We start from the raw sequence: 24579 nt of genomic DNA, 5'->3' as shown, positions 1-24579 counted from the left end.
CAACACTGGGCCGATGACGCAGCGTGTGGAGTTCGCCACTGTGAGGGACCGGCTGGCCGTCGACGACCTCGTCACCGACTACGCGGTGGCGGTGGACGACGGCGACTGGGAGGCGTACCGGGGGCTGTTCGCCCCGGACGGGCGGGCGGACTACCGCTCGGCCGGCGGCATCGAGGGGGACGCCGGGCAGGTCGCGGCCTGGCTCGCCGGGAGCCTGCGGCTGTTCCCGGTGCGGCAGCACCTGATCGTCAACCGCCGGGTGCGGTTCGGGATCCGGGAGCAGGACACCGGCGACACCGCCGAGGTCCAGGCCGACTACGTCAGTCCGATGAGCGGCGCCGGGCCGGGTGCCCCGCCCGACCTCGTGTGCGGCGGCCGGTACGCCTTCGCGCTGCTGCGGACGGCGGAGGGCTGGCGGCTGCGCGAGGTGACCGTGCGGGAGAAGTGGCGGCGCCCTCCCGGGCGGGGCGCGGCGGCTGTGATCGACTGAGCCTGCGCACCGCCTGCGTGACCGGCCGGGCGGACGCGTTCCATCCGGATCGCCCTCGGGGCGCACACTGGTGGCACGACGGGGTAGGGAGGCGCCTATGAAGACGCTCGGCCACTGGCTCGCCTCCCCGTGGCGGCGCTCGACCGCCGCGGCGGTCGTGGGCGCCCTGCCCGTCCTTGCCTTTCCCGCCCCGTCGCTGTGGTGGTTCGCCTACGTCGCCCTGGTCCCCTGGATCCTGCTGACGCGCACCGCGCCGACCGGGAAGCGGGCCGCGTACGACGGCTGGTGGGGCGGGTTCGGCTTCATGCTGGCGATGCACCACTGGCTGCTGCCGAACCTGCACGTGTTCACGTTCGTCATCGCCGCCCTGCTCGGGGTGCTGTGGGCGCCGTGGGGCTGGCTGGTGCGCCGTCTGCTGGGCGGCGTGCCCTCGCGGGGCCGGGCCGCCGCCGCGCTCGTGGTGCTGCCGTCGGGCTGGCTCGGGGCCGAGCTGATCCGCTCCTGGCAGGGCCTCGGCGGCCCGTGGGGCGTGCTCGGCGCCAGTCAGTGGCAGGTGGAGGCGGCGCTGCGGCTGGCGTCGGTCGGCGGGGTGTGGCTGCTCGGCTTCCTGGTGGTGGCCGTCAACACGGCGGTCGCCGTGCTCGTCGCGGTGCGGCAGGCCCGCGTTCCCGCCGTGGCCGGGCTCCTCGCCACGGCCGCCGCCACCTGTGCGGCCTGGGTGTGGTCACCCCGCCCCGACATCGACGGCCGGGTCGCCGTCGCCGTCGTCCAGCCCGGCGTGGTCAAGGGCCCCGACAGCAGCGACCGCCGTTTCGACCGCGAGGAGCGGCTCACCCGGCAGCTGGCCGGCCAGGACGTCGACCTGGTCGTCTGGGGCGAGAGCAGCGTCGGCTTCGACCTCGCCGCCCGGCCCGACCTCGCCGGGCGGCTCGCGGCGCTGTCGCGCGAGACCGGCGCCCGGATCCTGGTCAACGTGGACGCCCGGCGCTCCGACCGGCCCGGCATCTACAAGAGCTCGATCCTGATCGGCCCCGGCGGCCCGACCGGCGACCGCTACGACAAGATGCGGCTCGTCCCCTTCGGCGAGTACATTCCGGCCCGCTCGCTGCTCGGCTGGGCGACCTCGGTCGGCGAGGCGGCGGGCGAGGACCGCCGGCGCGGTGCCCGGCAGGTCGTGATGAACGCCGGGAACGGGCTGCGGATCGGCCCGATGGTCTGCTTCGAGACGGCGTTCCCCGACATGACCCGCCACCTCGCCCGGGAAGGCGCCGACGTCCTGGTCGGCCAGTCGGCCACCTCGACGTTCCAGCAGAGCTGGGCACCGCGGCAGCACGCCTCGCTCGCCGCGCTGCGCGCCGCCGAGACCGGCCGCCCGATGGTGCACGCCACGCTGACGGGCGTCTCGGCCGTCCACGGCCCGGGCGGGGCGCCCGTCGGCCCCCGGCTCGGCACCGGCGCGAGCACCACGCAGGTGTACGAGGTCCCGCTCGCGCACGGCACCACGCCGTACGTCCGCCTCGGCGCCTGGCCGGTGTACGCGGCCCTGCTGGTCCTCGCCGGCTGGTGCTCCGCCGAGGGCCTGCGGGCGCTGCGGCTCAGGCGGCCCGCTCCAGGACCGCTCGCACCACCCGCTCGCACAGCTCATGGGTCGCCAGCGCGTCCCGGGCGCTGAGCACCCTCCCGGCCCGGACCGCGTCCAGGAAGGCCAGCACGGCCTGCTCGATGCCGCGCTGCCGGGCCACCGGCACCCAGTCCCCGCGCCGCCGCACGGTCGGCTGGCCCTTGTGGTCGACGACCTCGGCGAGGTTGACGACCTGGCGCTTGGTGTCCTGTCCGGAGACCTCCAGGACCTCCTCGGCCGAACCGCTGAGCCGGTTCATCACGCCGAGCGCGGTGAAGCCGTCCCCGGCGAGCTGGAGCACGACGTGGTGGAGCAGGCCGTCCACGACGCGGGCGCGCACGGTGACGTCGTCGATGGGACCGGGCGCCAGGAAGCGCAGCGTGTCGACGACGTGGATGAAGTCGTCGAGGATCATCGTGCGCGGTTCCTCCGGCAGCCCGATCCGGTTCTTCTGCAGCAGGATCAGCTCGCGCGGGTGGTCGGCGCACTGCGCGTACCCGGGGGCGTGGCGCCGGTTGAAGCCGACGGCGAGGCTCACGCCCCGCTCCTCGGCGAGCGCCACCAGCCGCTCGGAGTCGGCGAACTCGTAGGCGAGCGGCTTGTCTACGTACGTCGGTATGCCCGCCTGCAGCAGCCGCGTCACGATCTGCGGGTGCACGGCCGTCGGCGCGTGCACGAAGGCGGCGTCCAGGTCCTGGGCGAGCAGGTCCTCGAGGGTGGCGTGCCGCTGCCGGTGCGGCAGGTGCAGGCCGTCGGCGACCCTCTCGAGCGTCGCGGGGGTGCGGGTCTGCAGGTGCAGTTCGATCCCGGGCCGGAAGGCGAGCACCGGGAGGTAGGCCTTCTGCGCGATGTCGCCGAGTCCGATGCAGCCGACCTTCACGGGGTGTTCTCCTTCGCGGATCCCATGCTCCGCGGACGGTCCGCCGAAGCCTGCCGGGAGCATACGGCCTCCCCGCTGCCGGCCTGCCCGCTGCCGGCCTCCCCGCCGCCGGCCCCGCCCGGGCGGCCGGTGCCCCCTGACGGAGGCCGCCAGTCGGCGATCCCGTCGAAGCCCCGCAGGAACAGCGCGGGCCCGGCCTTCGACAGCAGGGCCACCGCGGTGTCGCGTACGGCGACCGCGGCCCGGCCGGTCATCAGGTTGAGGCGGGCGACCCGCACGGCCCGGCGCCCGATGGCCGTGGTGCGGGGCAGCCGTGCCGCGCTGTAGGCGGGCAGGTCGTCGCAGTGGTGGGCGAGGACGATCGCGTCCTCGATGGCCTGGTTCCCGCCCTGGCCGAGTGTCGGCGGCATGGCGTGCGCGGCGTCGCCGAGCAGGGCGACCCGGCCGCGGTGGTAGGCGGGCAGCGGCTGGGCGATGTGGTGGACGTCGTGGCGCAGGACGTCCTGCGGGCGGGCGGCGGCGAGGACGGCGGGGACGGGGTCGTGCCAGTCGCCGAAGAGGCGGACGAGCTCGGCCTTCTCGTCGGGCGCGCGCCGCCCCGCGGGGGCGACGGCGGCGGCGTACGCGTAGACCCGGCCGTCCTTGAGCGGGTGCGTGCCCCAGATGCGGCCCCGGCCCCAGGTCTCGTGCGCGGCGAACCGCGCGCCGGGTACCGGGATCACGACCCGCCAGGTGGTGAATCCCGAGTAGACGGGCCCTGGGTGGTCGGGGAACAGCGCGCGGCGGACGGCGGAGCGGAGGCCGTCGGCGGCCACCACCAGGTCGGCCTCCAGTTCCCCGTCCGCAGTGCTCACCCGGGCCGGCCGGCCGGCGGCGCCGGGGTCGGCGACGGTCGCCGCGGCGCCCGTGCGGACGGCGTCCGGCGGCAGCAGCGCCGCCAGGGCGGTGACGAGGGTGGCGCGGTGCAGCAGGACGAGCGGGCCGCCGAAGCGCTCGGCCGCGGCGGCGGCACCGGAGCGTGCGAGCCAGCGCCCGCCGGGGGTGCGCAGCCCGCCGTCGCCCTGCCAGGCGGCGAGGTCCCGGATCTGGTCGCCGAGCCCGATGACGTCCAGCGCGCGCAGGGCGTTGGGGGCCAGGGAGATGGCGGCGCCGACTGGCTCCAGCGAGGCGGCCCGCTCCAGCACGGTCACCTGGTGGCCGCGCAGGTGCAGGGCGGCGGCCGCGGCCAGGCCCCCGATCCCGCCGCCGATCACGACGGCCCGCCTCGACTGTGCCATGGCTCCTCCTCGGTCACTACATCTGTAGTACGCATCGACTCTACTACGGATGTAGTGCGCCGGATAGGTTGGTCTCCATGCCCGAACGCACCGCAGGCGCCTCCCGCGCCGACCTCGTCGCCGACACCGCCCTCGCCCTGCTCGCCGAGCGGGGGATGCGCGGGCTCACGCACCGGGCGGTCGACGAGGCGGCCGGGCTCCCCCAGGGCTCCACGTCGAACCTGGCGCGGACCCGGCAGGCGCTGCTGGAACTGGCGGTGCGGCGTCTGGCCGAACGGGAGGCGCGGGTGCTGGCGCTGCACGAGGTGCCGGACCCGCGGGCCGGGCTCGGCTCGCTGGCGGACGGGCTGGCCCTCGCCGCGCACCGCGCACTGACCCGGAACCGCGAACTGACCCTCGCCCGCTACGAGCTGGCCCTGGAGGCCACCCGCCGCCCCGAGCTGCGGGCCTACTTCGACGCCACGGGCGCCCGCTTCCGCGACCAGCTCGCCGCCCTGGTCACGGCGGCTGGCTCCACGGACCCGGACCGGCACGTGCTGTCGCTGGTCGCCTGGGCGGACGGCCTGATGTTCTCGTGCGTGGCCGGGTCGTTCAGCGCACGGGTACCGGACCTGGACGAGGTGCGGGCGAGCCTGCACGAGCTCCTGGACGGCATGCTCGGCGGCTGAGGACCCCTGGCAGGACCAGGCGTCCCCGGGAAAGGATGCGGGTATGACGACCGAGCGACGCGAACCCGCCGGCAACGCCGGCGAACGCACGATGCTGGAGGGCTGGCTGGACTACCACCGCCGGACCCTGGCCTGGAAGTGCGAGGGCCTGACCGACGCCCAGCTGCGGACCGCCGCCGTGGAGCCCTCCGAGCTGTCCCTGATGGGGCTGGTGCGGCACATGGCGGAAGTGGAGCGGAGCTGGTTCCGCAAGGTCCTCGTCGGCGACGACCCTGGCCCGATCTACTACGGCGAGGACGATCCGGACGGCGAGTTCCACCTCACCGAGGCGGACACCTGGCAGGAGGCGCACACCACCTGGCAGACCGAGATCGCGGTCGCCCGCCGCAACGCGGCCCGCTTCGGTCTGGACGACCTCTGCGAGGGAAGGCACGGGCGCACCGGCGAGCGGTTGAGCCTGCGCTGGATCTACACCCACATGATCGAGGAGTACGCCCGCCACAACGGCCACGCCGACCTGATCCGCGAGCGCGTCGACGGCACCACCGGCGACTGACGTCAGCCGTGCGCCGTCCCGGCCCCCGTACGGGGAAGGAGATCACCCGTGCGGGGCATCCTGCGCCTGTCCGCCGCCGCCCGCGGCGCCGGACCCAGCAGAGTGGCGCGGGTGCATCGAACGACGACCGCAGCAACGCTCCTCGTGACCGTGGCCGTCTCGGCCCTGACCGGCTGCGTGACGGTCCGGCATCCCCTCGTCCCCGGCCCCTCGGCGGCACCCGGCCGGCCGTCGGCGCCGCACCCGGACGCCCGGAGCGAGACGCAGATCGTGCAGGCCCCGGCCCGCGAGGCCCTGGAACTCACCGGCCCCTCCCGCTCCCCGGAACCGGCCGCGCCCCCCTCGCGCCGCGCCGTCGCCCCCGCACCGCGGCCCGAACCGCCGTCCGGCCCCCACGACCGGCCCGCCCGGCCCGCCCGGCCCGAAGCCCGCGAGCCGGACGCACGGCGACCGCGGCGGCCGGCCCCCGCCGTCCCGGACGTCCCGCGGCCGGCCCGGCACACCGCCCGGGAGACCCCGAACGTGTGCGCGCTGGGCAGGGAGTACGGGGGATGGCGGGCCGACAGTCCGGAGGCGGTGATCTGCCGGCAGGCGTACGGACGGTGACGCGCGCCTAGCGCCCTACGGCCGCTGCCTCGGCGGCTCCCACGCCCCGCCGCTCCCGCCCAACCGCGACTCCAGGGTCCGGATGGCCGCCCGCACCCGGTCCCCGTAGGTGTCGTCGGCCAGCGCGTGCGCCGCACCCCGGGCCCACCGCAGATGGGTCCGGGCAGCCTCGCGTTGGCCGAGCTTGACGTAGTCCGCGGCCAGGTTCAGGTGCAGCGAGGGATACAGCACCCGCGCGGCGAGCGCGTCCCCGTGTCCGGCGGGCAGCTCCCCCGCGGCCTCCTGCGCGGCCGTCAGGGCCCGCAGGTCCCAGGCCAGTTCGTCCGCCGGATCGTCCTGCGTGTCGGCCAGGTAGTGGGCCAGCGTGCACCGGTGCAGCGGATCGCCGTGCTCGCCGATCTCCGCCCACAGGTCCAGGAGGCGGCGCCGGGCCTCCTCACGGTCGCCCGCGTGGTGCAGCATGACGACCTGCCCGATCCGGGTCGGCACGGCGTCCGGCGCCGCCTGCCCCCATCGCTCCGCCACCGCGCCCTCCGCACCGCTCGCCCGCTGTCCCCTCCCGACGCTAACCGCAGGCACGGACGATCCCGGTCAGGCGGCACCGGGCCGGCCCTGCGCGGCACGCACGGGCGGAACGGACGGCCGAGGCGCACGAACGGGGCGCACGAACGGGGGCGGACGGCCGAGGCGCACCGGCGGAGCGGACGGGCGGGGCGGACGCGGAACCGGCCGACGGCGCGCCGGGCCGGCACCGGGCGCACGGGCGGGGCGGACGCCGGACCGGCAAGCGGCGTGCCGGGCCGCCGCCGTCGGCGGCCCGGCAGTGGGGCGTGCTCAGCCCAGGTTCGGGATCGTCCAGTCGATCGGCTCGTGGCCCTGCCGGGCCACCGCCTCGTTGATCTGCGTGAACGGCCGGGAGCCGAAGAACTTCTTCGCCGACAGCGGCGAGGGGTGCGCGCCCTTCACGACCGCGTGCCGCGTCTCGTCGATCAGCGGGAGCTTCTTCTGCGCGTAGTTGCCCCACAGCACGAAGACCGCCGGGTCGGGCCGCCCGGCGACCGCGCGGATCACCGCGTCGGTGAACTTCTCCCAGCCCCGGCCCTTGTGCGAGTTCGCCTCGCCGCCGCGGACCGTGAGCACCGCGTTGAGCAGCAGGACGCCCTGCCGGGCCCACGGCATCAGATAGCCGTTGTCGGGGATCGGCAGGCCGAGTTCCTCGTGCATCTCCTTGTAGATGTTCCGCAGGGACGGGGGAATGCGCACCCCGGGCCGGACCGAGAAGCACAGGCCGTGCCCCTGTCCCTCGCCGTGGTAGGGGTCCTGACCGAGGATCAGGACCTTCACCTCGTCGTAGGGCGTGGCGTCCAGGGCCGCGAAGACCTCCTCGCGCGGCGGATAGACGGGACCCTTCGCCCGCTCCTCCTCGACGAACTCGGTCAGCTCCTTGAAGTAGGGCTGCTGCAGCTCGTCGCCCAGAACCCCGCGCCAGGACTCGGGCAGCATGGCGATGTCGGTCACGTCAACGTCCTTACGGTGTGCGGTCACTTCAGGCTTCAGAACCTACAGGCGGCCACTGACAGCCGGCCCCGGCTCCCGGCCCGTGGGCGGCCGCGCCCGGACCTACCAGCTGGTCTTCCGGGACAGCTCCCACACCATCATGATCGTCGACGGGTCCAGCGCCCGCTCCGCGCCCGAGATGTCCCGGCTCGCGGCCACGTACTGCCGGCCCTGCCACAGCGGCAGCAGCCGCACGTCGTCGACGAGGATCTGCTGGGCCCGCTCGAACTCCCGCACCACGTCGGCGCGGTCGCTCTCGCGGCGCGAGCGGGGCAGCAGCACGTCGGTGATCTCGGGCGCCGGGTAGGGGGTGCCAAGGGCGTTCTGCTCGCCGACGAAGGGGGCGATGAAGTTGTCGGCGTCCGGGAAGTCGGGGAACCAGCCGCGCCCGAACGCCGGGTACTCGCCGTTCTGGTACCCCTTGACGTAGGTGTTCCAGGGGCGGCTCTTGAGGGTGACCGTGAACAGGCCGGAGGCCTCGAGCTGCTTCTCCAGCTCCTGGAACTCCAGGGCCGTCTCGGAGCCGTAGCGGTCGGTGGTGTACCAGAGGGTGAGCGGGACCCGCTCGGTGATCCCTGCGTCGGCGAGGATCCGGCGGGCCTTGGCGACGCTCGGATCGCCGTAGTCGTCGAAGAAGCCCGTGGTGTGGCCGGTCAGGCCCTTGGGGACCATGGAGTACAGCGGGTCGACGGTGTCCTTGTAGACCTTGTGCGCGATCGCCGCCCGGTCCACGACCTGGGCCACGGCCCGGCGCACGGCCTTTTTGCCCGCCCACGGGTCCTTGGGGTTGAACACCAGGTAGTTGATGTCGGTGCCGGTGCCCTCGACCAGCTGGATCTCCTGGTCCTTGCCGGCCACGCTCTGCAGGTCGAGGACGTCACCGGCGGCCAGACCGCGGTAGGTGAGGTCGATCTCCTTCTCCCGCAGCGCCTCGACCATCGCGTCGGAGCCCTGGAAGTAGCGGATGGTCACCGCGTTGTTGCGGTGCTTCGCGTACCCCTCGTAGCGGTCGTTGCGGACGAGTGCCGCCTCCTTGCCGTCCTCGTAGGACTTCAGGGTGTACGGCCCCGAACCGACCACGTCCCCCTTCTCGCGGAGGGCGTCCGCGGGGTAGGCGCCGGGGGCGACGATCGACATGGCGGGTGTGGCCAGCACGAACGGGAAGGTGGCGTCCGGCTTGTTCAGGCGGAAGACGACCTCCCGCCCGCTCGGCGCCTGGACCCGCTCCAGGCTGCCCAGCAGACCGGCGGGACCGCCGTTGACGTTGAGCTTGCGGACCCGGTCGATGGAGTGCTTGACCGCCTGCGCGTCGAGCGGGTCGCCGTTGGAGAACTTCAGGCCCTTGCGCAGCGTGCAGCGGTACACCTGGTTGGAGCTGTCCGAGAAGCCGCACTTCTCGGCGGCGTCGGGCTGGGGCGTGGTCGCCCCGACCGGATAGCTCAGCAGCGTCTGGTAGATGTTGCGGAACAGCTCCCAGGAGCTGTCCCAGGAGGCGGCGGGATCCAGCGTGCTGGGGGCACTGGTCGTGCCCACCACGATCGGTCCCTCGTCGTCCGGGCTGTCGGACGACAGGACGCCGCACCCGGTCACCAGGGACGATATGGACGCGATGGCCGCCACCCGCCGCAGGCATCGGTTCCGGTTGAACACGCGCACGCTCCTCGATCTGCCGTACCAAGGGTCGGCAGACCATACCGCAGCGTCCTGCCCGTGGGAGCGCCCCGTGCGGTTCTTGAGACCGGGACGTCGATGACGACGTTGTCATCCGCCCGTAAGCCGCCGTTTCCCCGCGCGACACCGTCCCGCGCCGGCACGGGCGCCGTTCCCGGCCGGCGGAACCCGGCGGGGAACGGCGGAACCCGACGGAGGCCGAGGGGGTCGGCGCCCGTGCCGGACCGCGGGCGTCAGGCCACGCCGGCGTTCAGGAAGATGCCGCCGTCGACGACCAGCGTCTGGCCGGTGATCCAGTCGGACTGCTCGGAGGTGAGGAACGCGGCGGCGCCCCCGATGTCGGAGGGCACGCCGAGCCGGCCCAGCGGGTAGGCCGCGGCCGCCTCCGCCTCCCGGCCCTCGTACAGGGCCTGGGCGAACTTGGTCTTCACCACGGCCGGGGCGATCGCGTTGACCCGCACCCCGGGCGCGAACTCGTGGGCCAGCTGCACGGTCAGGTTGATCATCGCGGCCTTGCTGACGCCGTACGCGCCGATGAAGGGCGAGGGCGCCAGGCCCGCGACGGAGGCGATGTTCACGATCGCGCCGCCGTTGTCCTTCTGCCAGGCGTGCCAGGTCTTCTGGGCGAAGCCGAGGGCGGAGATCACGTTGGTCTCGAAGACCTTGCGCGCCACGTTCAGGTCGAGGTCGGCGATCGGCCCGAACACCGGGTTCGTACCGGCGTTGTTGACCAGGTAGTCGACGCGGCCGAAGGCCTCCATCGTGCGCTCCACGGCGATCGCCTGGTGGGCCTCGTCGTGGGCCTTGCCGGCGACGCCGACGACCCGGTCGGAGCCGAGCCGCTCGACGGCCTCCTTCAGCGCGTCCTCGTTGCGGCCGGTGATGCAGACCCGGTCGCCGCGCGCGACCAGCGCCTCGGCGACGCCGTAGCCGATGCCGCGGCTGGCGCCGGTGACGAGGGCCACCTTGCCCGACGGCTCGGGCAGTTCCACGGAAGTCATGTCCCCGTCCCTCAGTTGAGCGGTCCGCCGGCGACGTACAGCACCTGGCCGGAGACGAAGCCGGCCGCGTCGCCCGTGAAGAAGGCGATCGCGTTGGCGATGTCCTCGGGCTCGCCGACGCGCTGCACCGGGATCTGGGTCGCGGCGGCGGCCTTGAAGTCCTCGAAGCCCATGCCGACGCGCTCGGCGGTGGCCTTGGTCATCTCGGTGGCGATGAAGCCGGGGGCGACGGCGTTGGCGGTGACGCCGAACTTGCCGAGCTCCTTGGCGAGGGTCTTGGTGAAGCCCTGCAGGCCCGCCTTGGCGGCCGAGTAGTTCACCTGGCCGCGGTTGCCGAGCGCCGAGGAGGAGGACAGGTTGACGATCCGGCCGAAGCCGGCGTCCACCATGTGCTTCTGGCAGGCCTTGGTCATCAGGAAGGCGCCGCGCAGGTGCACGTTCATGACGGTGTCCCAGTCGGAGACGCTCATCTTGAACAGCAGGTTGTCGCGCAGCACGCCGGCGTTGTTGACGAGGATGGTCGGCGCGCCGAGCTCCTCGGCGATGCGCGCGACGGCCGCCTCGACCTGCGCCTCGTCGGAGACGTCGCAGCCGACCGCGAGGGCCTTGCCGCCGGCGGCGGTGATCTTCTCGACGGTGTCCTTGCAGGCGGCCTCGTCGAGGTCGATCACGGCGACCGCGCGGCCCTCGGCGGCCAGTCGTACGGCGGTGGCGGCGCCGATGCCGCGCGCGGCACCGGTGACGACGGCGACCCGCTGCTCAGTGGTGGACATTGCTGCTCTCCTCGCCCTTGGGATGCGGCTCCTGCGGCCCGCCCGTCAATGAGCGACCGCTTAGTACCTTCAGCAGACGTGACGCTAGAAGCCCTGGCACCCGGTGTCAACGGCCGACCGGGTGCGTGTGATCCATTCCCCGGGCGGCCGGCGCGGAACAGGCGCCCCCACCGGTCCTCCCGGCGTGGCGGCGCCCGCCCGGAGCACCCGGTCGGCCTACGGCCGCGCGCCGCCGCACCACGCCGCCCCTAGGGTCTGTCGTGAGACTCCCGCCTGCCCCGCGACGCCCTGCACGCACTCCCGCCGCACCGGGCGCGGACCCGAGTACATCCGGCTACGAGGGCCCGCCCCCGGCACGCCGGGAGCACGCACCCGACGCCGCGGGGCCCGCCCTCCGGGCGGACGACGGGAGTCCGACGACAGGCCCTGGCGTCGAGGCACAGGCCGTTCGTGGCCGGAAAGGAGGCACCCATGCGCCCTCGCACCGGTGCCGTCGGCACGCTGCTCGCGATCGCCGCGATCGTGCCGCCGGCCGGCCCCGCCCACGCGCAGGACCTGGACTGCCGCGACTTCGCCTACCAGGAGGACGCGCAGGCCGTCTTCGAGGCGGACCGGGACGACCCGCACCGGCTCGACGAGGACCGGGGCCGGGACGACGGCATCGCCTGCGAGGCGCTGCCCCGCCGCGTCGGCGGTCTCACCTCCTCCACCTCCCGTCCCGCCCGGCCCTCGTCTCCCCCGGCCACCTCCCCGCCCACCGCCACGGCGGCGCCCACGGTCACACCCACCGCCGTGCCCGCCCCCACCGCCACCCCGCCCCGTGGCGTGCGGGGCGGACTGGGGGGTGCGTCGGTCTCCGGGCCGAGCGGCCGGGACGTCGCCGTCGGGCTGGCCTTCGCGACGGGTGCCGTGCTCACGGCCGGCTGCCTGGTGAGGCGCCGCAGGCGCTGACGGCGGGCGGGAGCGGCCGGCCGGCGAGCCGGCCGGTCACCGCACCAGAAGGTCCAGCAGCCGCTCCGTCTCGGCGGCCGGGTCGAGGGTGAGGCCGGTGTGCACCGGTCCCGGCTGGACGACGGTGGAGCGCGGCGCGATCAGCCAGCGGAAGCGCCGTCCGGCGTCGTCCCGCGCCGCCTGTCCCGCCGCCGGGCCGCCGGCGCACACCCCCTCGACGGCACGCAGCGCGGCCCGCACGCCGGCCACGTCGGCCTGCGGGTCGAGCGCCAGCAGCCGCGCCTCGTCGAGATGGGTGCGCGCGCCGAGGAAGGCCCGTGCGCGGCAGTACACCAGCACCCCGGCGTTGACGCACTCACCGCGCTCGACGCGCGGGACGACCCGCAGGAGGGCGTACTCGAAGACGTCCCGGCCGCCGCCCTGGCCGGCCCTGGTGATGTGGCGCTCGGTCACTTGACCCCCTGGACGCGTTCGTGGATGACGGCGGCGCGCGCGAGCAGCGGCCGCGCGTAGGCCCGCCGGAGGTCGTCCGGCGTGTCGAAGCCGGGCTCACCGGTCAGCCAGACGTCCGGGATCTCGGCGGTGACCTCGGCGAGGAGTTCCTCGGTGACCAGCGGCGCGAGCGCGGCCGCGGCCGCCGTGACGTCCGGCGCGAAGGGCCTGAGCGCGTGGTCGGAGGCGTCGTACGGGCGGGCGGCGGAGCCCTCGGCAGCGGGCCAGTTGTGGTGCCAGATCATGGTCGCGCCGTGGTCGATCAGCCACAGTTCGCCCCGCCGCACCAGCAGGTTGGGGTTGCGCCAGGACCGGTCGACGTTGTTGACCAGCGCGTCGAACCAGACGATCCGCCCGGCCTCCTCGGGGCTCACCTCGAAGGCGAGGGGGTCGAAGCCGAACGCGCCCGAGAGGAAGTCCATGCCCAGGTTGGTGCCGCCGCTGGACCTGAGCAGTTCCTGCACCTGCTGGTCGGGTTCGCCGAGCCCCAGCACCGGATCGCACTCGACGGTCACCAGTCCCGGTACCCGCAGGCCCAGCCGGCGCGCGAGTTCGCCGCAGACGACCTCGGCGACGAGCGTCTTGCGGCCCTGTCCCGCGCCGGTGAACTTCACGACGTACGTCCCGAAGTCGTCGGCCTCGACGAGTCCCGGCAGCGAGCCGCCCTCGCGCAGGGGCGCGATGTAGCGGGTCGCGATGACTTCCTTCAGCATCGCCCCAGGTTACTGGCGTGACGGGGGACGCCGGTCACGGCCCCGTGCGGCGCTGCGCCACGGACGACAGCGAACCGACAGCTCCGCTTTACCCGTGTCTCATGCCGAACGGGCCAGGATTTTGACAACGTCTGAACAGGCACTCCGCCGGGACCGTACATCCCGGCAGATCACACGACCTCCCCGAAGGGAACACAGCATGACCAGCGCATCGTTCAAGCCCACGTCAGGACCGGCCCGGCGTACCGTCGTGGCGGCGGCCGGAGCGGCGGGGCTCGCCGTCGCGCTGACCGCGTGCGGAGGGTCGGACGACGACGCGTCGGGCTCGTCCGCCCCCGCGGGTTCCTCCGACGCCTCGGGCGGCTCCCAGGAGGGCTCCGGCACGAGCGGGGGCGCGTCGGCCGGCGGCGAGGGCGCGGCCGGTGCCGCGCTCGCGAAGACCGCCGACATCCCCGAGGGCGGCGGGAAGGTGTTCGGCGACCGGAAGGTGGTGGTCACACAGCCGACGGCCGGTGAGTTCAAGGCCTTCTCGGCGACCTGCACCCATCAGGGGTGCGCGGTGAAGAGCATCGCGAACGGGGTCATCAACTGCCCCTGCCACAACAGCAACTTCTCCATCACCGACGGCAGCGTGCAGAGCGGCCCGGCGACCAAGCCGCTGCCCGCCGTGCAGATCACCGTCAGCGGGGACTCGATCACGCTCGCGTGACACCGGCGCCGGACCGTGCGGCGCCGGTGCCCCGGGCACGCCGGCACCTCGTGGGTGGTCGCGACCGTGGCGACCAGGGCGAGAGGGCGGCGGACCGTCTCCGGGGACGGATCGGCGTGGGGCGGCCGGCGTACGACGACGTGTCGTGCCGGAGGGGTTCCCCGGCACGGCGCGGCGGCCGAAGGACCGCAGGACCATGGCGGGGGAACCGCAGGACCATGGCGGAGAGGGCCGCAGGACCGTGACAGAAGGGGCCGCATGACCGTGACTCAGCGCCGGGGCCGGAAGATCATGATGACGCCCGGTGAGCTGGACGGGTTCCTCGCCGCCCAGCGCACCTGCCGGGTCGCCACGGTGTCGGCGGACGGCGTCCCGCACGTGAGCGCGCTCTGGTTCGCCTGGGACGGCACCTCGCTGTGGCTGTACTCGGTCGTGCGCAGCAGGCGGTGGGCCGACCTGCGCCGCGATCCGCGGGTGGCGATCGTGGTGGACACCGGCGAGGAGTACGACGAGCTGCGCGGTGCCGAGCTCTCCGGGCGCGTCGAGTTCGTCGGCGAGATCCCCCGCACCGGGGAGCTGTACGCCGAACTCGACGCGCCCGAGACGCTGTTCGCCCGCAAGTACTTCGGCCTGGAGGAGATGCCGCACGACGGCCGGCACGCCTGGCTGCGGCTGACGCCGGAGAAGATCGTCTCCTGGGACTTCCGCAAGCTGGGGGCGGCCTGACGCCGAGGGCCGTCCGGCGTCAGCCGAGCCTCTCCCCTGCCGCCTGCAGCGCCTTCACCGCCGCCCGGATCGACGGGCGGCGATCGGCGTCCGCGCGCCAGACGGCGTACACGTGCCGCCTGAACCGCTGCCTGAGGGGGACGGTGACCACCCCGGCGGGCACCGGATGGCGGCCGAGCAGCGGGGCGATGCACACGCCGAGGCCCGCGGCGACCAGGTTGAGCTGGGTGTGGGTCTCGGCGGCGCGGTGGCCGACGACCGGCTCGATGCCCTTGGAGCGCAGGGTGAACATCAGCCACTCGTGGCAGAACTCGCCCTGCCCCCAGGTGATCCACTCGTCCTCGGCGAATTCGGCGAGGTCCACCTCGTCGCGGCCGGCGAGCCGGTGCCCGGCGGGCACCGCCACGTCGGCGGGGTCGTCCAGGATCGCCGCCTTGACCAGGCCGTCGGGCACCGGCATCGGCTTGTTGTACCAGTCGAGCACGACCGCGAGGTCGAGGTCGCCGCGCACCACGCCGGCGACGCCCCGCTCGGGCTCCAGCTCGTGCGAGCGCACGCGCAGACCGGGATGCTCCTCGCGCAGGGCGGCGAGCACCTCGGGGAACAGGCCGCGCGCGGCGGTCGGGAAGGCCGACAGCTGCAGCTCGCCGACGACCTGCCCGCGGTGCGCCTCCAGGTCCGACTGGGCGAGCTGGACCTGCGACAGGATGCGCGCGGCGTGTTCGGAGAGCAGTCGTCCGGCGTCCGTGAGCCGCACGCCCCGGCCGTTCCTGGCGAGGAGCCGCTGGCCGACCTCCCGCTCCAGCTTGGACATCTGCTGCGAGACCGCCGAGGTGGTGATGTGCAGTGCCTCGGCCGCGCCGCTGACCGAGCCGTGCCGGGCGAGGGCGTCGAGGGTGCGCAGGCGCTCCAGGTTCAACATGTAAGCGATACTACGAGATACCGCGTTCGAAATCTCACTTGTGCTACGAGATTGCTTCCAGCATGGTGACGTCCATGACCGCTGTCACCACCACCGTTCGCGACCGGGCCCGCACGGCCGATCGCCCCCGCCCCCGCCTGGACTGGCGCCTGAGGTTCGCCGCCCTGTCCCTGATCTGGGGCTTCAGCTTTCTCCTCATCAAGATCGGCACCCATGGGTACGCACCGTTCCAGGTCACGCTCGGCCGGCTGGTGTTCGGGACGGCGGTGCTCGGGGCCGCGCTGGCGGTGAAGCGGGAGCGGCTGCCGCGCGGTGCGCGCACCTGGGGGCACCTGACGGTCGCCGCGTTCCTGCTCAACGCCCTGCCCTTCTCGCTGTTCGCGTACGCCGAGCTGACCATCCCGTCCACCCTGGCGGGCATCTGCAACGCGACCTCGCCGCTGTGGGGCATGGCGCTGTCGCTGGTCGCGCTGTCCGAGGACCGCCCGACCCGGCTGCGGGTCGCGGGGCTCGGCCTCGGCTTCCTCGGGGTGCTCACCGTGCTCGGCGCCTGGCAGGGCTTCCACGGCCTGGACGCCACGGGCACGGCGATGGCTCTGCTGGCCTCGCTCAGCTACCCGGTCGGCTGGATCTACGTCCGCCGCACCCTGGCCGGCACCGGCCACTCGAACCTGTCGATGACGGGCGCGCAGCTGCTGCTCGCCACGGTCCAGCTGGCCGTCGTCACACCGCTGTTCACCACGCTGCCGACCGATCTCGCCGTCCTGCCGCTGCTGGCGATCGCGGCCCTGGGGGCGCTCGGCACCGGACTCGCCGTGCTCCTGCAGTACGGCCTGGTCGCCGAGGTCGGTCCGACGACGGCCCAGATGGTCACGTACTTCATCCCGGTCATCGCCACCGCCGCCGGTGTCGCCCTCCTCGGCGAGTCGCTGGCCTGGTCGACTCCGGTCGGCGCGCTGATCGTCCTGGCCGGGGCGGCGCTCACGCAGGCGCGGCCCCGGCGGTGACCCGGGCCGGCCCGGGTCACCCGGCCGGAGTGCCGATCCTCAGCCGGTTGCCGTCCGGATCGCACAGCTCGATCTCCCGTGCCCAGGGGGCGTCCTCGACCGGCACCCCGAACTCGGCTGCCACCACGTCGACGTCGGCCACCCGCAGGTACACCAGTGTGCCGGGCCGGGCGTCCCCGGCGTGCTCCGACAGGAACAGCCGTACGCGCCCGCGCGCGACCTCGACGAAGGCCGGGAGGCCCGGCTCGAAGCGGTGCTCCCACCGCTGGGCGAAGCCCAGCCGCTCGTACCAGCGGACGGCCGCCGGGGCGTCGGACACGCGCAGGATCGGGATCGCTTCTTCGTCCATGCGGTCATACTCCCGTGCAGGAGCGGGAAAGCCCAGGCTCCCGTACCTGAGCGGAAAGCCCGGACCCCCGCGAGGGCGGGAACGCCCGGACGCTTCGGACAGCCCCGCACCGACGCCCCGGGCGCGGGCCCGGCACGGGCGCTTCAGCCGTAGACCCGCGCCGGTGCCGGGCCCACGGCGGCGGCCACCGCGTCCGCCAGCGGGCCGATCTCGTCCTCGGCGAGCGTCGAGACGGTGATCCGGATCCCGGGCGGTGCGCTCATCCGGAAGCGGGCTCCGGGCGCGACGGCCCAGCCGGCGTGCAGCAGCCGGGCGACCGCCCCCGTCTCGTCCGGCACGGGCACCCACACGTTCATGCCGCTGCGCCCGTGCGCCGCGACCCCGCGCCGGGCGAGCGCGTCGATCAGCGCCTGCCGGCGCCGTCCGTAGGCGGCCGCCACCGCCGGCCCGTCCACCGTGCCGTCGGCCCACAGCCGCACCACCGCGCGCTGGGTCAGCCGGCTGACCCAGCCGGGGCCGAGCCGCTGCCGCCCGTGGACCCGGTCCACGGTGACGGCGTCCCCCGTGAGCACGGCGAGCCGCAGATCCGGGCCGTAGGCCTTGGCGACCGAGCGCACGAGGGCCCAGTGCCGGGTGGTGCCGGCGAGGGGGTGCAGCGGCAGGTCGACGATCCCGTGGCCGTGGTCGTCCTCGATCAGCAGCACCTCCGGGTGCCCCTCCAGCACGTCGCGCAGGGCACGCGCGCGTGAAGCGCTCACCGCGGCGCCGGTCGGGTTCTGTGCCCGGTCCGTGACGATCAGCGCGCGGGCGCCGTCCGCCAGGGCGCGGCGCACGTCGTCGGCGCGCGGCCCCTCGTCGTCGACCCCGACGGGAACGGTGCGCAGCCCGAGCGCCGGGACGAGATCGAGGGTCCTGCCCCAGCCGGGGTCCTCGACGGCGACGGTGTCCCCGGGCTTGAGGTGGGCGGCGAGCACCCGCTCGACGGCGTCGAGCGAACCGGAGACCACGGCGAGCGGCCCCTCGGGCACCCCGTCGGCGTCGAGCCCGGCCCGGGCGATCCGCGCCAGCTCCGGCTCCACGGCGGTCTGCCCGTACAGGACCGGGGCGCGGTCGCCCTCCTTCGCCGCCGCCGCGAAGGCCGGCGCGAGCGGGGGCAGCAGCGCCGCGTCCGGGTTGCCGCTCGACACGTCGCGCACGCCCTCGGGCACGTCAACGCGGATGTGGTCCCGCCCGGTCGTGGCCGGGGCGGGCCGCACCCGGCTGCCCCGCCGCCCGGCGGTCTCGATCACCCCGCGCTCGCGCAGCGTCCGGTAGGCGGCGGCGACCGTGTTGGGATTCACTCCCAGCAGGGCGGCCAACTCACGCATGGGCGGCAGGAGCTGGCCGGGTTTCAGCTCCCCGGTCCCCACCGCGCGCTCGATGCTCGCCGAGATCTCCGCTGCGCGCCGCCCACTGATCCGATACTCTCCTAGCACAAAACAGATTATGCACTAGTGCAATGGAGGACGCCATGCAGGGGACCGAGCAGACCGAGCGGACGCCGTCGCAGCCCGCCGCCTACACGCCGACCGACCGCACCGTCCCCACACGCGCCGCGCACCGGGCGTCGTACGACAGGGAGCTGGTCCACGCGATACTCGACGAGGGCTACGTCTGCCACCTGGGCTTCGTGCGCGACGGCGCGCCGGTGGTACTGCCCACGCTGTACGGCCGGGTCGGCGAGCGGCTCTACCTGCACGGCTCGACGGGCTCGCGCCCGCTGCGCGCGGCGGGCCAGGCCGATCCCGGTCTCCGGGTCTGTCTGACGGTCACGCACGTCGACGGGCTGGTCCTGGCGCGCTCGGCCTTCCACCACTCGGTCAACTACCGCTCCGTGGTGGTGCACGGCGTCGCCCACCAGGTCACCGACGCGCAGGAGAAGCGGGAGGCCCTGGACACGCTGGTCGACCACGTCGTGCCGGGCCGCTCCCGCGACTCGCGGCCGGCCGACAGGAAGGAACTGGCGGCCACCGCCGTGCTCCGCCTCGACCTGGACGAGGTCTCCGCCAAGCTCCGCACCGGCGGCGTGAACGACGAGCCCGAGGACCTCGCCCTCCCCCACTGGGCGGGCGTCGTCCCGCTGCGCAAGGGCTACGGCACCCCGGTCGCCGACCCGGACCTGGCCCCGGGCACCGAGCTGCCCGGCTATCTCGCGGCCCTGTGACGCCGGCCCGCCCGCGGGACACGTCCCGCGGCGACGCCGGCCGGCCGTCCACGCCTTCGGGCGGCTCGCCGTCGACGGCCCACCGGGCGGGCCGTCTCCCGTCCGGCCCCCGCGCCGCGTCCGCGCCTCCCCGGGCGGGGCGGGACCGTCACCCGTCCCGCCCCGCCGGGCAGCGCGGCCCGGTCGTGCCTCACACGAGCGCGGGCTCCTTCCTCAAAGCCCGCGCGCCCCGCGCCTCCGCCACCGCCAGTCCCGCCACCGAGCCGAGCATCAGCGACGTGCCGGCCACGGTGGCCGCCGTGAGGTGCTCGCCGAGCAGCAGGACGGCGAGCACGGACGCGCTCACCGGTTCCAGCAGCATGATCACGGACACGGTGGCGGAGCGGACGACGGCCGCGCCCGCGAAGTAGAGGCCGTAGGCGAGGGCCGTGGGGACCGCGGCCACGTACGCCAGCAGCCACAGCAGCCGAGCGGGTTCGGCGGTGTGGGGCAGCAGCCCCTCGGCCACGGCGGGCGGCAGCAGGACCAGGCTCGTGACGGCGAACGCCCCGACGGACGTACCGGCCGCGTCCGCCCCGCCGTCGCGGCCCCAGCGGCGCGTGAGCAGGGTCATCACGCTGTAGCCGGCCGCCGACAGCAACGCGAGCAGGACGCCCCGCAGCCGTACGGTCGCGGCCCCGCCGCCCAGGACCAGCACCGCGAGGCCGGCGAGCGCGCCGACGACGGCGGCGGCCCCGCCGCGGCCGAGCCGCTCCCCCAGGGTCAGCCGCGCGCCGAGCGCGATGAGGACGGGTCCGGCGCCGAGCGTGACGACGGTGGCCACGGCGAGACCGGTGGACTGCACCGCGGCGAAGTAGGCCGTCTGGAACACGGCCAGTCCGCCACCGGTGACACCGGCCCGCAGGGCCCTGCGGCCCAGTGGTTCCCGGACGGTGGCACCGGCACGCGGCCGGAGCCACCGGACACCGAGCAGCAGCACCAGTCCGGTCGCGCAGCGCCAGAACGACAGGGCGACGGGCCCCATGTCACTGACGCGGTACACCAGGGAGGCGGCGGCGCCCGCGGTGCCCCAGGCGGCACCGGCGACGATCAGATAGAGGAGGCCTCGCCCGACGGGCAGGCCGGAGACAGCATGCGACACGAATTCTCTCCGCAGACGCGCACGATGCGCGGAAGTTCGGGAAGGGACCTCGACTCAGCGGGTCCGTGGACTTCGTCTGCGGGCAGCACCGTTCGGCCCGGCGACGCGCCGGGCGGGATTTCCGGAGGGCCCGCCTCAGGCTGCCGGAGGCGGAAGAACGAGTGCGCGCGAATCCATGGCCCGCACCTTAGGCCGCTGTTCCGGGGGAGGACAACTCCCTTTCGGGGTCACCGCTCGCCACCGGCCCGCCGGAGCCCTTCGCCGGCGCCGACGACTGCGCGATGAACGCCCCCGCCAGCACGACCGCGCCCCCCGCGATCTGGGGCGCCGAGAGGTGCTCGCCGAGCAGCACCCAGGCCAGGACGGTCGCGATGACCGCCTCCAGGCAGGCCACGACCCCCGCGACCTGGGGGGAGAGCCGGCGCACCGAGAGCACCCCGGTGACGTACGCGAGGACGGTGGCCACGAGGACGATCCAGCCGAGCAGCACGGCGGCGGCGACGGGAGTGCCGTCCAGGTCGGCGGTGTCCGTGAGCACGGACCACTCCATGGACCAGGGCCGGGCGACGACGGTCAGCACGGCGGCGCCGACGAGCAGGCCGTACGCGATGACGCCGAGCGGGTCGGGCGCCTCGTCACCGGCGTCGCTGCCCTGGTCGGACAGGACGAAGTAGCCGACCTGGCAGCAGGCGGCGCCGAGGGCGAGCAGCAGCCCCAGGGCGTCGAAGCCGAGGCCCGACCAAACCTCGACGACACAGGCGAGTCCGCCGACCGCGAGGACCACGCCGAGGGCGGCGGCACGGGTCACCGGCCGGCGCTGCACGAACCGCACCCAGCCGAGGACCAGAGCGGGCGCCAGGTACTCGACGAGCAGGGCGACCCCGACCGGGATGCGCGAGATCGCGGCGAAGTAGCAGGCCTGCACCCCGGCCACCGCCAGCAGTCCGAACCCGGCGAGCAGCCCGGGGCGGCGGCGCGGCAGCGCACGGTGGCGCACGGCGAGCGGCAGCATCACCAGTGCCGCGCCCGCCACGCGCAGCCACACCACGTGGAGCGGGTCGAGTCCCGCCTCGATCAGCGGCTTGGCCGCCACACCGGATCCGCCGAAGGCGACCGCGGACGCGAGCGCCAGGCCGAGCCCGGCGCCCTTTCCGCGGCTGCTCCGACTGCTGTCAGACGTATGCACCGGCACATGATGACAGGCGGCGACAGGAGCGTCATCCTCTATGGCACCTGTCTCATCCAGTGAACGGCTGGACCGGTTCCGCGGCGGCGGCGTCAGTGCGCGCAGTCGCCGCCCGCCGCGCGGGTCCCGGGCGGGCCGTCGGCCCGGGCGGCCACCTCACGGGCGTCCAGCCCGGCGCGCTCCAGCACCTCGACGGCCCGCGCCTGCGGGTCCCGCACGATCGCCGCGAGCAGGTCCACACCGCGGGCCGGCCCCGCGCCGCGCCGCGCGGCGCGCTCGCGGGCGTACTCCATGGCGGCCGCGGCCAGCGGGGAGAGGCCGGTGCTCCGCGTCGCCTCGGGGACCGCCCCGCGGTCCCCGACCCCGCTCTGCCAGCGCAGGCCGTAGCCGATGCTGCGCTGGACGAGGTAGCCGAGCAGGCGGGCGAGCTGCGCCGCACCGGCGAAGCAGGCGCGCACCTCGGGATCGGCCTCCAGCAGCGAGTGCAGCAGATGGGCCGTGTCGACCTGCCGGTCCCCGCCCCTGACCGCCCTGCGCCGGGCACCGGCGACCACCGCCGCCAGGCCGGCACCGAGCCGGGCGTCGTGGTCCGCGGGGTGGACCGCCTGCTCGTGGGCCGGCCGGCGGGGAGTACGGGGTTGCACATCCCCACCCCATCAGTCCCGCGCGCCGCGGGGCATCCCCGGCGGGAAGCATTCTCGCGTCCCACGAGGAGTGGAGCGGGCCGGGCGAAATCTCCTCCTTGCGGAGGAGATCAGGTCGTCGCCCCTCAGGGGCGCGCGCCGCCTCGCACCGCGCCCCCCGAGGGCAGCCGCAGCGTGGCCCGCGCCGTCCCGTTCCGGGCCACGACGGGGGCGAGGGCCCCTTCCCGCGGGTGCGGGGCGTGCGCGACGCGGCGGTGACACGCCGGACCGGCCGAACCGGACGCCACGCCCCTTGCGGCGAGACCCGGGGCGACCGGACGCACCGAGGCGCCCCGCGGATCGCTCCGCGGGGCGCCTGCCGCACGGCGGCCGAGGCCGTCTCCCCTCGCCGCCGGCCGGGACCGGCGACGGGCCCTCAGTCCTCGTCGGCGAGGATCAGGTACAGCTTCTTGCGGGCGTCGTTGATGACGCCGAGCGCCTTCTCCCGCTGCTCCTTGCTGCCGGTCTTCCAGACCTGCCCGAAGGCCTCCATCAGACCGAAGCCGGCCTGGCGGATCTCGCCGAGGGCCTGCCAGTCGACGCCCCGCGAGGCTTCCTCCCAGGGCGCCTCGGGACCTTCGCCGGCCGCGGCACGGCCCTCCTCGGTGAGCGAGAACAGCTTCTTGCCGCCCTCGGTCGCACTGGCGATCAGTCCCTCGTCCTCCAGTAGCTGGAGCGTGGGGTAGACCGAGCCGGGGCTGGGCTTCCACGCCCCGCCGCTGCGTTCGGCGATCTCCTGGATCATCTCGTAGCCGTGCATGGGCCGGTCCTTGAGCAGGGCCAGGATCGAGGCCCGCACGTCGCCGCGCCGGGCCCTTCCCCTCGGTCCGCCGCGCCCTCGTCCGCCCCAGTGCCCGGGCCCGAAGCCCGGACCGCCCGGGCCGAAACCGGGGCCGCCCGGTCCGAAGGGGCCGAAGGCCGCACGTCGTCCGTCGAAGCCGCCGGGACCGCACCCGGGGCCGCCCTGCCGGTGTCCGTGCTCGAATCCGTGGGTACGCATCGCAACCACTCTCCATTCCATCGTTGATCTGTCGCGATGCTTCAACGATATATCGGAACGTCTTCACCGACAACCCCCGCCGGCAGCGGGCCGTATCCGTCCCGCCCGGCCGAGCCGCCTTCTCGACGGTTCTCGACGGACCGGGTCGTCCGGGCCGCCGTCCCAGCGGGCCCGGTCGCGCGGTGAGCGCCACTTCCCGGGCCGGTACCGGGCGGCGGCGACCGGACGGCACATCGGCTCCGGCCCGTGGCCGGAGCCGGATCGGCCGCTGCCGGACTTCGGCCCGGGCGCGGCGGGGACCGGCCCGCAGCCGTTCCGGCCGCCCTGGCACGACAGTGAGCGGGAGCATCGGCACCGGGCAGGCCCTTCACGGACCGGAGAGCCGGCGTCCGTCCCGACGGATCACGTCCACGCCTCCCGCCCGGTCCACGCGGGTCAGCGGCGTGCGGACGGCCGGCTTCGTCGGGACAGGACGGGACGGGCCGGTCCAGTTCCCGGGAATTGGCCTTGGCCCGCGGCACCGCGGAACCCCTAGCGTCGGGGCATGCGGATACGAATCGTCGACGCCTTCACCGACCGCCCCTTCTCCGGCAACCCGGCCGGGGTCCTGCTCCTCGACGCCTTCCCCGACGACGACTGGCTCCGTGACGTCGCCCTGGAGGTGAACCACGCCGAGACGGCCTTCGCCCACCCGCTTCCCGAGGGCGGCGAGGCGGACTGGGCGCTGCGCTGGTTCACCCCCGTGGCCGAGGTCGCCCTGTGCGGCCACGCCACCCTCGCCACCGCGCACGTCCTGCACACCACCGGCGCCCACGAGGGCCCGGTGCGGTTCGCCACCCGCAGCGGCGTCCTCGTCGCCACCCCCGCCGAGGACGGCTCCGTCACCCTGGACTTCCCGACCGCCCCGCTCACCCGGGTCGACCTGCCCGACGGGATCACCGAGGCGCTCGGCGCGGAGCCGGGTGCGGCCTTCGACACCGGCCCGAACGTCGGCGACCTGCTGCTCGAGGTCGCCGACGAGAAGACCGTGCACGGCCTGGCGCCCGACCTGAAGGCCCTGGCCGCCCACTCCGAGCGCGGCGTCATCGCCACCGCCCGCGCCGAGGACCCGGCGCGGGGCTACGACTACGTCTCCCGCTGCTTCTTCCCGAACATCGGCATCGACGAGGACCCGGTCACCGGCAGCGCCCACACGGCCCTCGCCCCGTACTGGTCCGAGCGCCTCGGCCGCCCCGACCTCACCGGCCTGCAGGCCTCGCCCCGCTCCGGCCGGGTCCGCACCCGCCTGCGCGGCGACCGCACCCTGCTCAGCGGGCGGGCGGTGACGGTCATCGACGGCGAACTGCTCGCCTGACCGCGCCACAGGGGCGTACGAAGACCCCGTACGCCCCTCCCCC

General features: G+C 74.8%; 27 protein-coding genes. 11 read left to right on the top strand and 16 right to left on the bottom strand.

Features of this window, described 5'->3' with window-relative positions; all coding sequences use genetic code 11:
• The first annotated feature begins 13 nt into the window (after window positions 1-13).
• Both AB0L29_RS16095 and lnt read left to right on the top strand, forming a co-directional pair.
• On the top strand, window positions 14-490 hold the full coding sequence (locus tag AB0L29_RS16095) for a nuclear transport factor 2 family protein (protein WP_365827486.1): 477 nt from the start codon (window positions 14-16) through the stop codon (window positions 488-490).
• Between the two features lie 97 nt (window positions 491-587).
• Window positions 588-2162, top strand: coding sequence for an apolipoprotein N-acyltransferase (gene lnt, locus AB0L29_RS16090; protein ID WP_365827485.1), 1575 nt, complete (start codon window positions 588-590; stop codon window positions 2160-2162).
• Here lnt and AB0L29_RS16085 read toward each other — a convergent pair.
• Together AB0L29_RS16085 and AB0L29_RS16080 are read right to left on the bottom strand one after the other, a co-directional pair.
• On the bottom strand, window positions 2086-2991 hold the full coding sequence (locus tag AB0L29_RS16085; protein ID WP_365827483.1) for a Gfo/Idh/MocA family oxidoreductase: 906 nt from the start codon (window positions 2989-2991) through the stop codon (window positions 2086-2088). The genes lnt and AB0L29_RS16085 overlap by 77 nt on opposite strands.
• Complete coding sequence (locus AB0L29_RS16080) at window positions 2988-4268, bottom strand: FAD-dependent monooxygenase (protein ID WP_365827481.1); 1281 nt, start codon at window positions 4266-4268, stop codon at window positions 2988-2990. Before AB0L29_RS16080 ends, AB0L29_RS16085 begins: the two co-directional genes overlap by 4 nt.
• Before the next feature lie 77 nt (window positions 4269-4345).
• Here AB0L29_RS16080 and AB0L29_RS16075 point away from each other — a divergent pair, with 77 nt between their 5' ends.
• From AB0L29_RS16075 to AB0L29_RS16065, 3 genes are read left to right on the top strand one after another with little or no spacing between them, the layout of a single operon-like run.
• The gene (locus AB0L29_RS16075) at window positions 4346-4936 is read left to right on the top strand and encodes a TetR/AcrR family transcriptional regulator (protein ID WP_365827479.1); all 591 of its coding nucleotides are present in this window, start codon (window positions 4346-4348) and stop codon (window positions 4934-4936) included.
• A 43-nt stretch (window positions 4937-4979) separates the two neighbouring features.
• Complete coding sequence (locus AB0L29_RS16070) at window positions 4980-5492, top strand: DinB family protein (RefSeq protein WP_365827477.1); 513 nt, start codon at window positions 4980-4982, stop codon at window positions 5490-5492.
• Between the two features lie 48 nt (window positions 5493-5540).
• Entirely contained in the window at window positions 5541-6098 is a 558-nt protein-coding gene (locus tag AB0L29_RS16065; RefSeq protein WP_365827475.1) for a hypothetical protein, read from the top strand.
• Between the two features lie 15 nt (window positions 6099-6113).
• Here AB0L29_RS16065 and AB0L29_RS16060 read toward each other — a convergent pair whose 3' ends face one another.
• The 5 genes from AB0L29_RS16060 to fabG form a co-directional block, all read right to left on the bottom strand.
• Window positions 6114-6623, bottom strand: a complete 510-nt coding sequence (locus AB0L29_RS16060; protein ID WP_365827473.1) for a hypothetical protein — start codon at window positions 6621-6623, stop codon at window positions 6114-6116.
• A gap of 309 nt (window positions 6624-6932) precedes the next feature.
• On the bottom strand, window positions 6933-7616 hold the full coding sequence (ung, locus tag AB0L29_RS16055) for a uracil-DNA glycosylase (RefSeq protein ID WP_365827471.1): 684 nt from the start codon (window positions 7614-7616) through the stop codon (window positions 6933-6935).
• Window positions 7617-7718: 102 nt separating this feature from the next.
• Entirely contained in the window at window positions 7719-9305 is a 1587-nt protein-coding gene (locus AB0L29_RS16050; RefSeq protein WP_365827469.1) for an ABC transporter substrate-binding protein, read from the bottom strand.
• Window positions 9306-9559: 254 nt separating this feature from the next.
• Window positions 9560-10327 carry an SDR family oxidoreductase gene (locus AB0L29_RS16045; protein WP_365827467.1) on the bottom strand — a complete coding sequence of 256 codons (768 nt, stop codon included), beginning with the start codon at window positions 10325-10327 and terminating at the stop codon, window positions 9560-9562.
• 11 nt (window positions 10328-10338) lie between these two features.
• Complete coding sequence (fabG, locus tag AB0L29_RS16040; RefSeq protein WP_365827465.1) at window positions 10339-11100, bottom strand: 3-oxoacyl-ACP reductase FabG; 762 nt, start codon at window positions 11098-11100, stop codon at window positions 10339-10341.
• A gap of 471 nt (window positions 11101-11571) precedes the next feature.
• Between fabG and AB0L29_RS16035 the strand changes: the two genes are divergently transcribed.
• On the top strand, window positions 11572-12051 hold the full coding sequence (locus tag AB0L29_RS16035; RefSeq protein WP_365827463.1) for an excalibur calcium-binding protein: 480 nt from the start codon (window positions 11572-11574) through the stop codon (window positions 12049-12051).
• Window positions 12052-12087: 36 nt separating this feature from the next.
• Here AB0L29_RS16035 and AB0L29_RS16030 read toward each other — a convergent pair whose 3' ends face one another.
• Together AB0L29_RS16030 and AB0L29_RS16025 are read right to left on the bottom strand one after the other, a co-directional pair.
• On the bottom strand, window positions 12088-12504 hold the full coding sequence (locus tag AB0L29_RS16030; protein WP_365827461.1) for a DUF3037 domain-containing protein: 417 nt from the start codon (window positions 12502-12504) through the stop codon (window positions 12088-12090).
• Window positions 12501-13256, bottom strand: a complete 756-nt coding sequence (locus tag AB0L29_RS16025) for a HipA family kinase (protein WP_365827459.1) — start codon at window positions 13254-13256, stop codon at window positions 12501-12503. Before AB0L29_RS16025 ends, AB0L29_RS16030 begins: the two co-directional genes overlap by 4 nt.
• Before the next feature lie 199 nt (window positions 13257-13455).
• Between AB0L29_RS16025 and AB0L29_RS16020 the strand changes: the two genes are divergently transcribed.
• Window positions 13456-13965, top strand: coding sequence for a Rieske (2Fe-2S) protein (locus AB0L29_RS16020; RefSeq protein ID WP_365827457.1), 510 nt, complete (start codon window positions 13456-13458; stop codon window positions 13963-13965).
• Window positions 13966-14223: 258 nt separating this feature from the next.
• Window positions 14224-14691, top strand: coding sequence for a pyridoxamine 5'-phosphate oxidase family protein (locus AB0L29_RS16015; RefSeq protein WP_365827455.1), 468 nt, complete (start codon window positions 14224-14226; stop codon window positions 14689-14691).
• A gap of 19 nt (window positions 14692-14710) precedes the next feature.
• On the opposite strand, the gene AB0L29_RS16010 is transcribed toward AB0L29_RS16015, so the two are convergent.
• A complete protein-coding gene (locus AB0L29_RS16010; RefSeq protein WP_365827453.1) occupies window positions 14711-15613 on the bottom strand; it encodes a LysR family transcriptional regulator in 903 nt (300 codons plus the stop codon).
• 38 nt (window positions 15614-15651) lie between these two features.
• Between AB0L29_RS16010 and AB0L29_RS16005 the strand changes: the two genes are divergently transcribed.
• A complete protein-coding gene (locus AB0L29_RS16005) occupies window positions 15652-16620 on the top strand; it encodes a DMT family transporter (RefSeq protein WP_365827451.1) in 969 nt (322 codons plus the stop codon).
• Between the two features lie 16 nt (window positions 16621-16636).
• On the opposite strand, the gene AB0L29_RS16000 is transcribed toward AB0L29_RS16005, so the two are convergent.
• Window positions 16637-16969, bottom strand: a complete 333-nt coding sequence (locus AB0L29_RS16000) for a glyoxalase superfamily protein (protein WP_365827449.1) — start codon at window positions 16967-16969, stop codon at window positions 16637-16639.
• A gap of 143 nt (window positions 16970-17112) precedes the next feature.
• On the bottom strand, window positions 17113-18444 hold the full coding sequence (locus tag AB0L29_RS15995; RefSeq protein WP_365827447.1) for an aminotransferase class I/II-fold pyridoxal phosphate-dependent enzyme: 1332 nt from the start codon (window positions 18442-18444) through the stop codon (window positions 17113-17115).
• 35 nt (window positions 18445-18479) lie between these two features.
• Here AB0L29_RS15995 and AB0L29_RS15990 point away from each other — a divergent pair, with 35 nt between their 5' ends.
• A complete protein-coding gene (locus AB0L29_RS15990; RefSeq protein WP_365827445.1) occupies window positions 18480-19172 on the top strand; it encodes a pyridoxamine 5'-phosphate oxidase family protein in 693 nt (230 codons plus the stop codon).
• Between the two features lie 190 nt (window positions 19173-19362).
• On the opposite strand, the gene AB0L29_RS15985 is transcribed toward AB0L29_RS15990, so the two are convergent.
• The 4 genes from AB0L29_RS15985 to AB0L29_RS15970 all read right to left on the bottom strand — a co-directional run bounded on the left by AB0L29_RS15985 (window position 19363) and on the right by AB0L29_RS15970 (window position 23182).
• Window positions 19363-20313, bottom strand: coding sequence for an EamA family transporter (locus tag AB0L29_RS15985; protein ID WP_365827443.1), 951 nt, complete (start codon window positions 20311-20313; stop codon window positions 19363-19365).
• A 187-nt stretch (window positions 20314-20500) separates the two neighbouring features.
• A complete protein-coding gene (locus tag AB0L29_RS15980) occupies window positions 20501-21505 on the bottom strand; it encodes an EamA family transporter (protein WP_365827441.1) in 1005 nt (334 codons plus the stop codon).
• A gap of 86 nt (window positions 21506-21591) precedes the next feature.
• Entirely contained in the window at window positions 21592-22143 is a 552-nt protein-coding gene (locus AB0L29_RS15975; protein WP_365827439.1) for a Clp protease N-terminal domain-containing protein, read from the bottom strand.
• 415 nt (window positions 22144-22558) lie between these two features.
• Entirely contained in the window at window positions 22559-23182 is a 624-nt protein-coding gene (locus AB0L29_RS15970) for a PadR family transcriptional regulator (protein WP_365827437.1), read from the bottom strand.
• Between the two features lie 544 nt (window positions 23183-23726).
• On the opposite strand from AB0L29_RS15970, the gene AB0L29_RS15965 reads away from it, so the two are divergent.
• Window positions 23727-24536 (top strand): PhzF family phenazine biosynthesis protein, encoded by an 810-nt coding sequence (locus AB0L29_RS15965; protein ID WP_365827435.1) that lies wholly within the window; start codon window positions 23727-23729, stop codon window positions 24534-24536.
• The last annotated feature ends 43 nt before the right edge of the window (window positions 24537-24579 follow it).

The organism is Streptomyces sp. NPDC052701, assembly GCF_040678355.1.
In the GTDB taxonomy this organism is placed as follows: domain Bacteria; phylum Actinomycetota; class Actinomycetes; order Streptomycetales; family Streptomycetaceae; genus Streptomyces.
Note: the sequence above shows the minus strand (reverse complement) of the source record. Positions and strands in the feature narration are given on the sequence as shown.

Bases quoted from the DNA above. Each gene is read 5' to 3' on its own strand.
- AB0L29_RS16095 (WP_365827486.1), top strand. From the start codon at position 14: ATGACGCAGCGTGTGGAGTTCGCCACTGTGAGGGACCGGCTGGCCGTC.
- lnt (WP_365827485.1), top strand. From the start codon at position 588: ATGAAGACGCTCGGCCACTGGCTCGCCTCCCCGTGGCGGCGCTCGACC.
- AB0L29_RS16080 (WP_365827481.1), bottom strand. From the start codon at position 4,268: ATGGCACAGTCGAGGCGGGCCGTCGTGATCGGCGGCGGGATCGGGGGC.
- AB0L29_RS16075 (WP_365827479.1), top strand. From the start codon at position 4,346: ATGCCCGAACGCACCGCAGGCGCCTCCCGCGCCGACCTCGTCGCCGAC.
- AB0L29_RS16070 (WP_365827477.1), top strand. From the start codon at position 4,980: ATGACGACCGAGCGACGCGAACCCGCCGGCAACGCCGGCGAACGCACG.
- AB0L29_RS16045 (WP_365827467.1), bottom strand. From the start codon at position 10,327: ATGACTTCCGTGGAACTGCCCGAGCCGTCGGGCAAGGTGGCCCTCGTC.
- fabG (WP_365827465.1), bottom strand. From the start codon at position 11,100: ATGTCCACCACTGAGCAGCGGGTCGCCGTCGTCACCGGTGCCGCGCGC.
- AB0L29_RS16035 (WP_365827463.1), top strand. From the start codon at position 11,572: ATGCGCCCTCGCACCGGTGCCGTCGGCACGCTGCTCGCGATCGCCGCG.
- AB0L29_RS16025 (WP_365827459.1), bottom strand. From the start codon at position 13,256: ATGCTGAAGGAAGTCATCGCGACCCGCTACATCGCGCCCCTGCGCGAG.
- AB0L29_RS16020 (WP_365827457.1), top strand. From the start codon at position 13,456: ATGACCAGCGCATCGTTCAAGCCCACGTCAGGACCGGCCCGGCGTACC.
- AB0L29_RS16015 (WP_365827455.1), top strand. From the start codon at position 14,224: ATGACCGTGACTCAGCGCCGGGGCCGGAAGATCATGATGACGCCCGGT.
- AB0L29_RS16010 (WP_365827453.1), bottom strand. From the start codon at position 15,613: ATGTTGAACCTGGAGCGCCTGCGCACCCTCGACGCCCTCGCCCGGCAC.
- AB0L29_RS16000 (WP_365827449.1), bottom strand. From the start codon at position 16,969: ATGGACGAAGAAGCGATCCCGATCCTGCGCGTGTCCGACGCCCCGGCG.
- AB0L29_RS15990 (WP_365827445.1), top strand. From the start codon at position 18,480: ATGCAGGGGACCGAGCAGACCGAGCGGACGCCGTCGCAGCCCGCCGCC.
- AB0L29_RS15970 (WP_365827437.1), bottom strand. From the start codon at position 23,182: ATGCGTACCCACGGATTCGAGCACGGACACCGGCAGGGCGGCCCCGGG.
- AB0L29_RS15965 (WP_365827435.1), top strand. From the start codon at position 23,727: ATGCGGATACGAATCGTCGACGCCTTCACCGACCGCCCCTTCTCCGGC.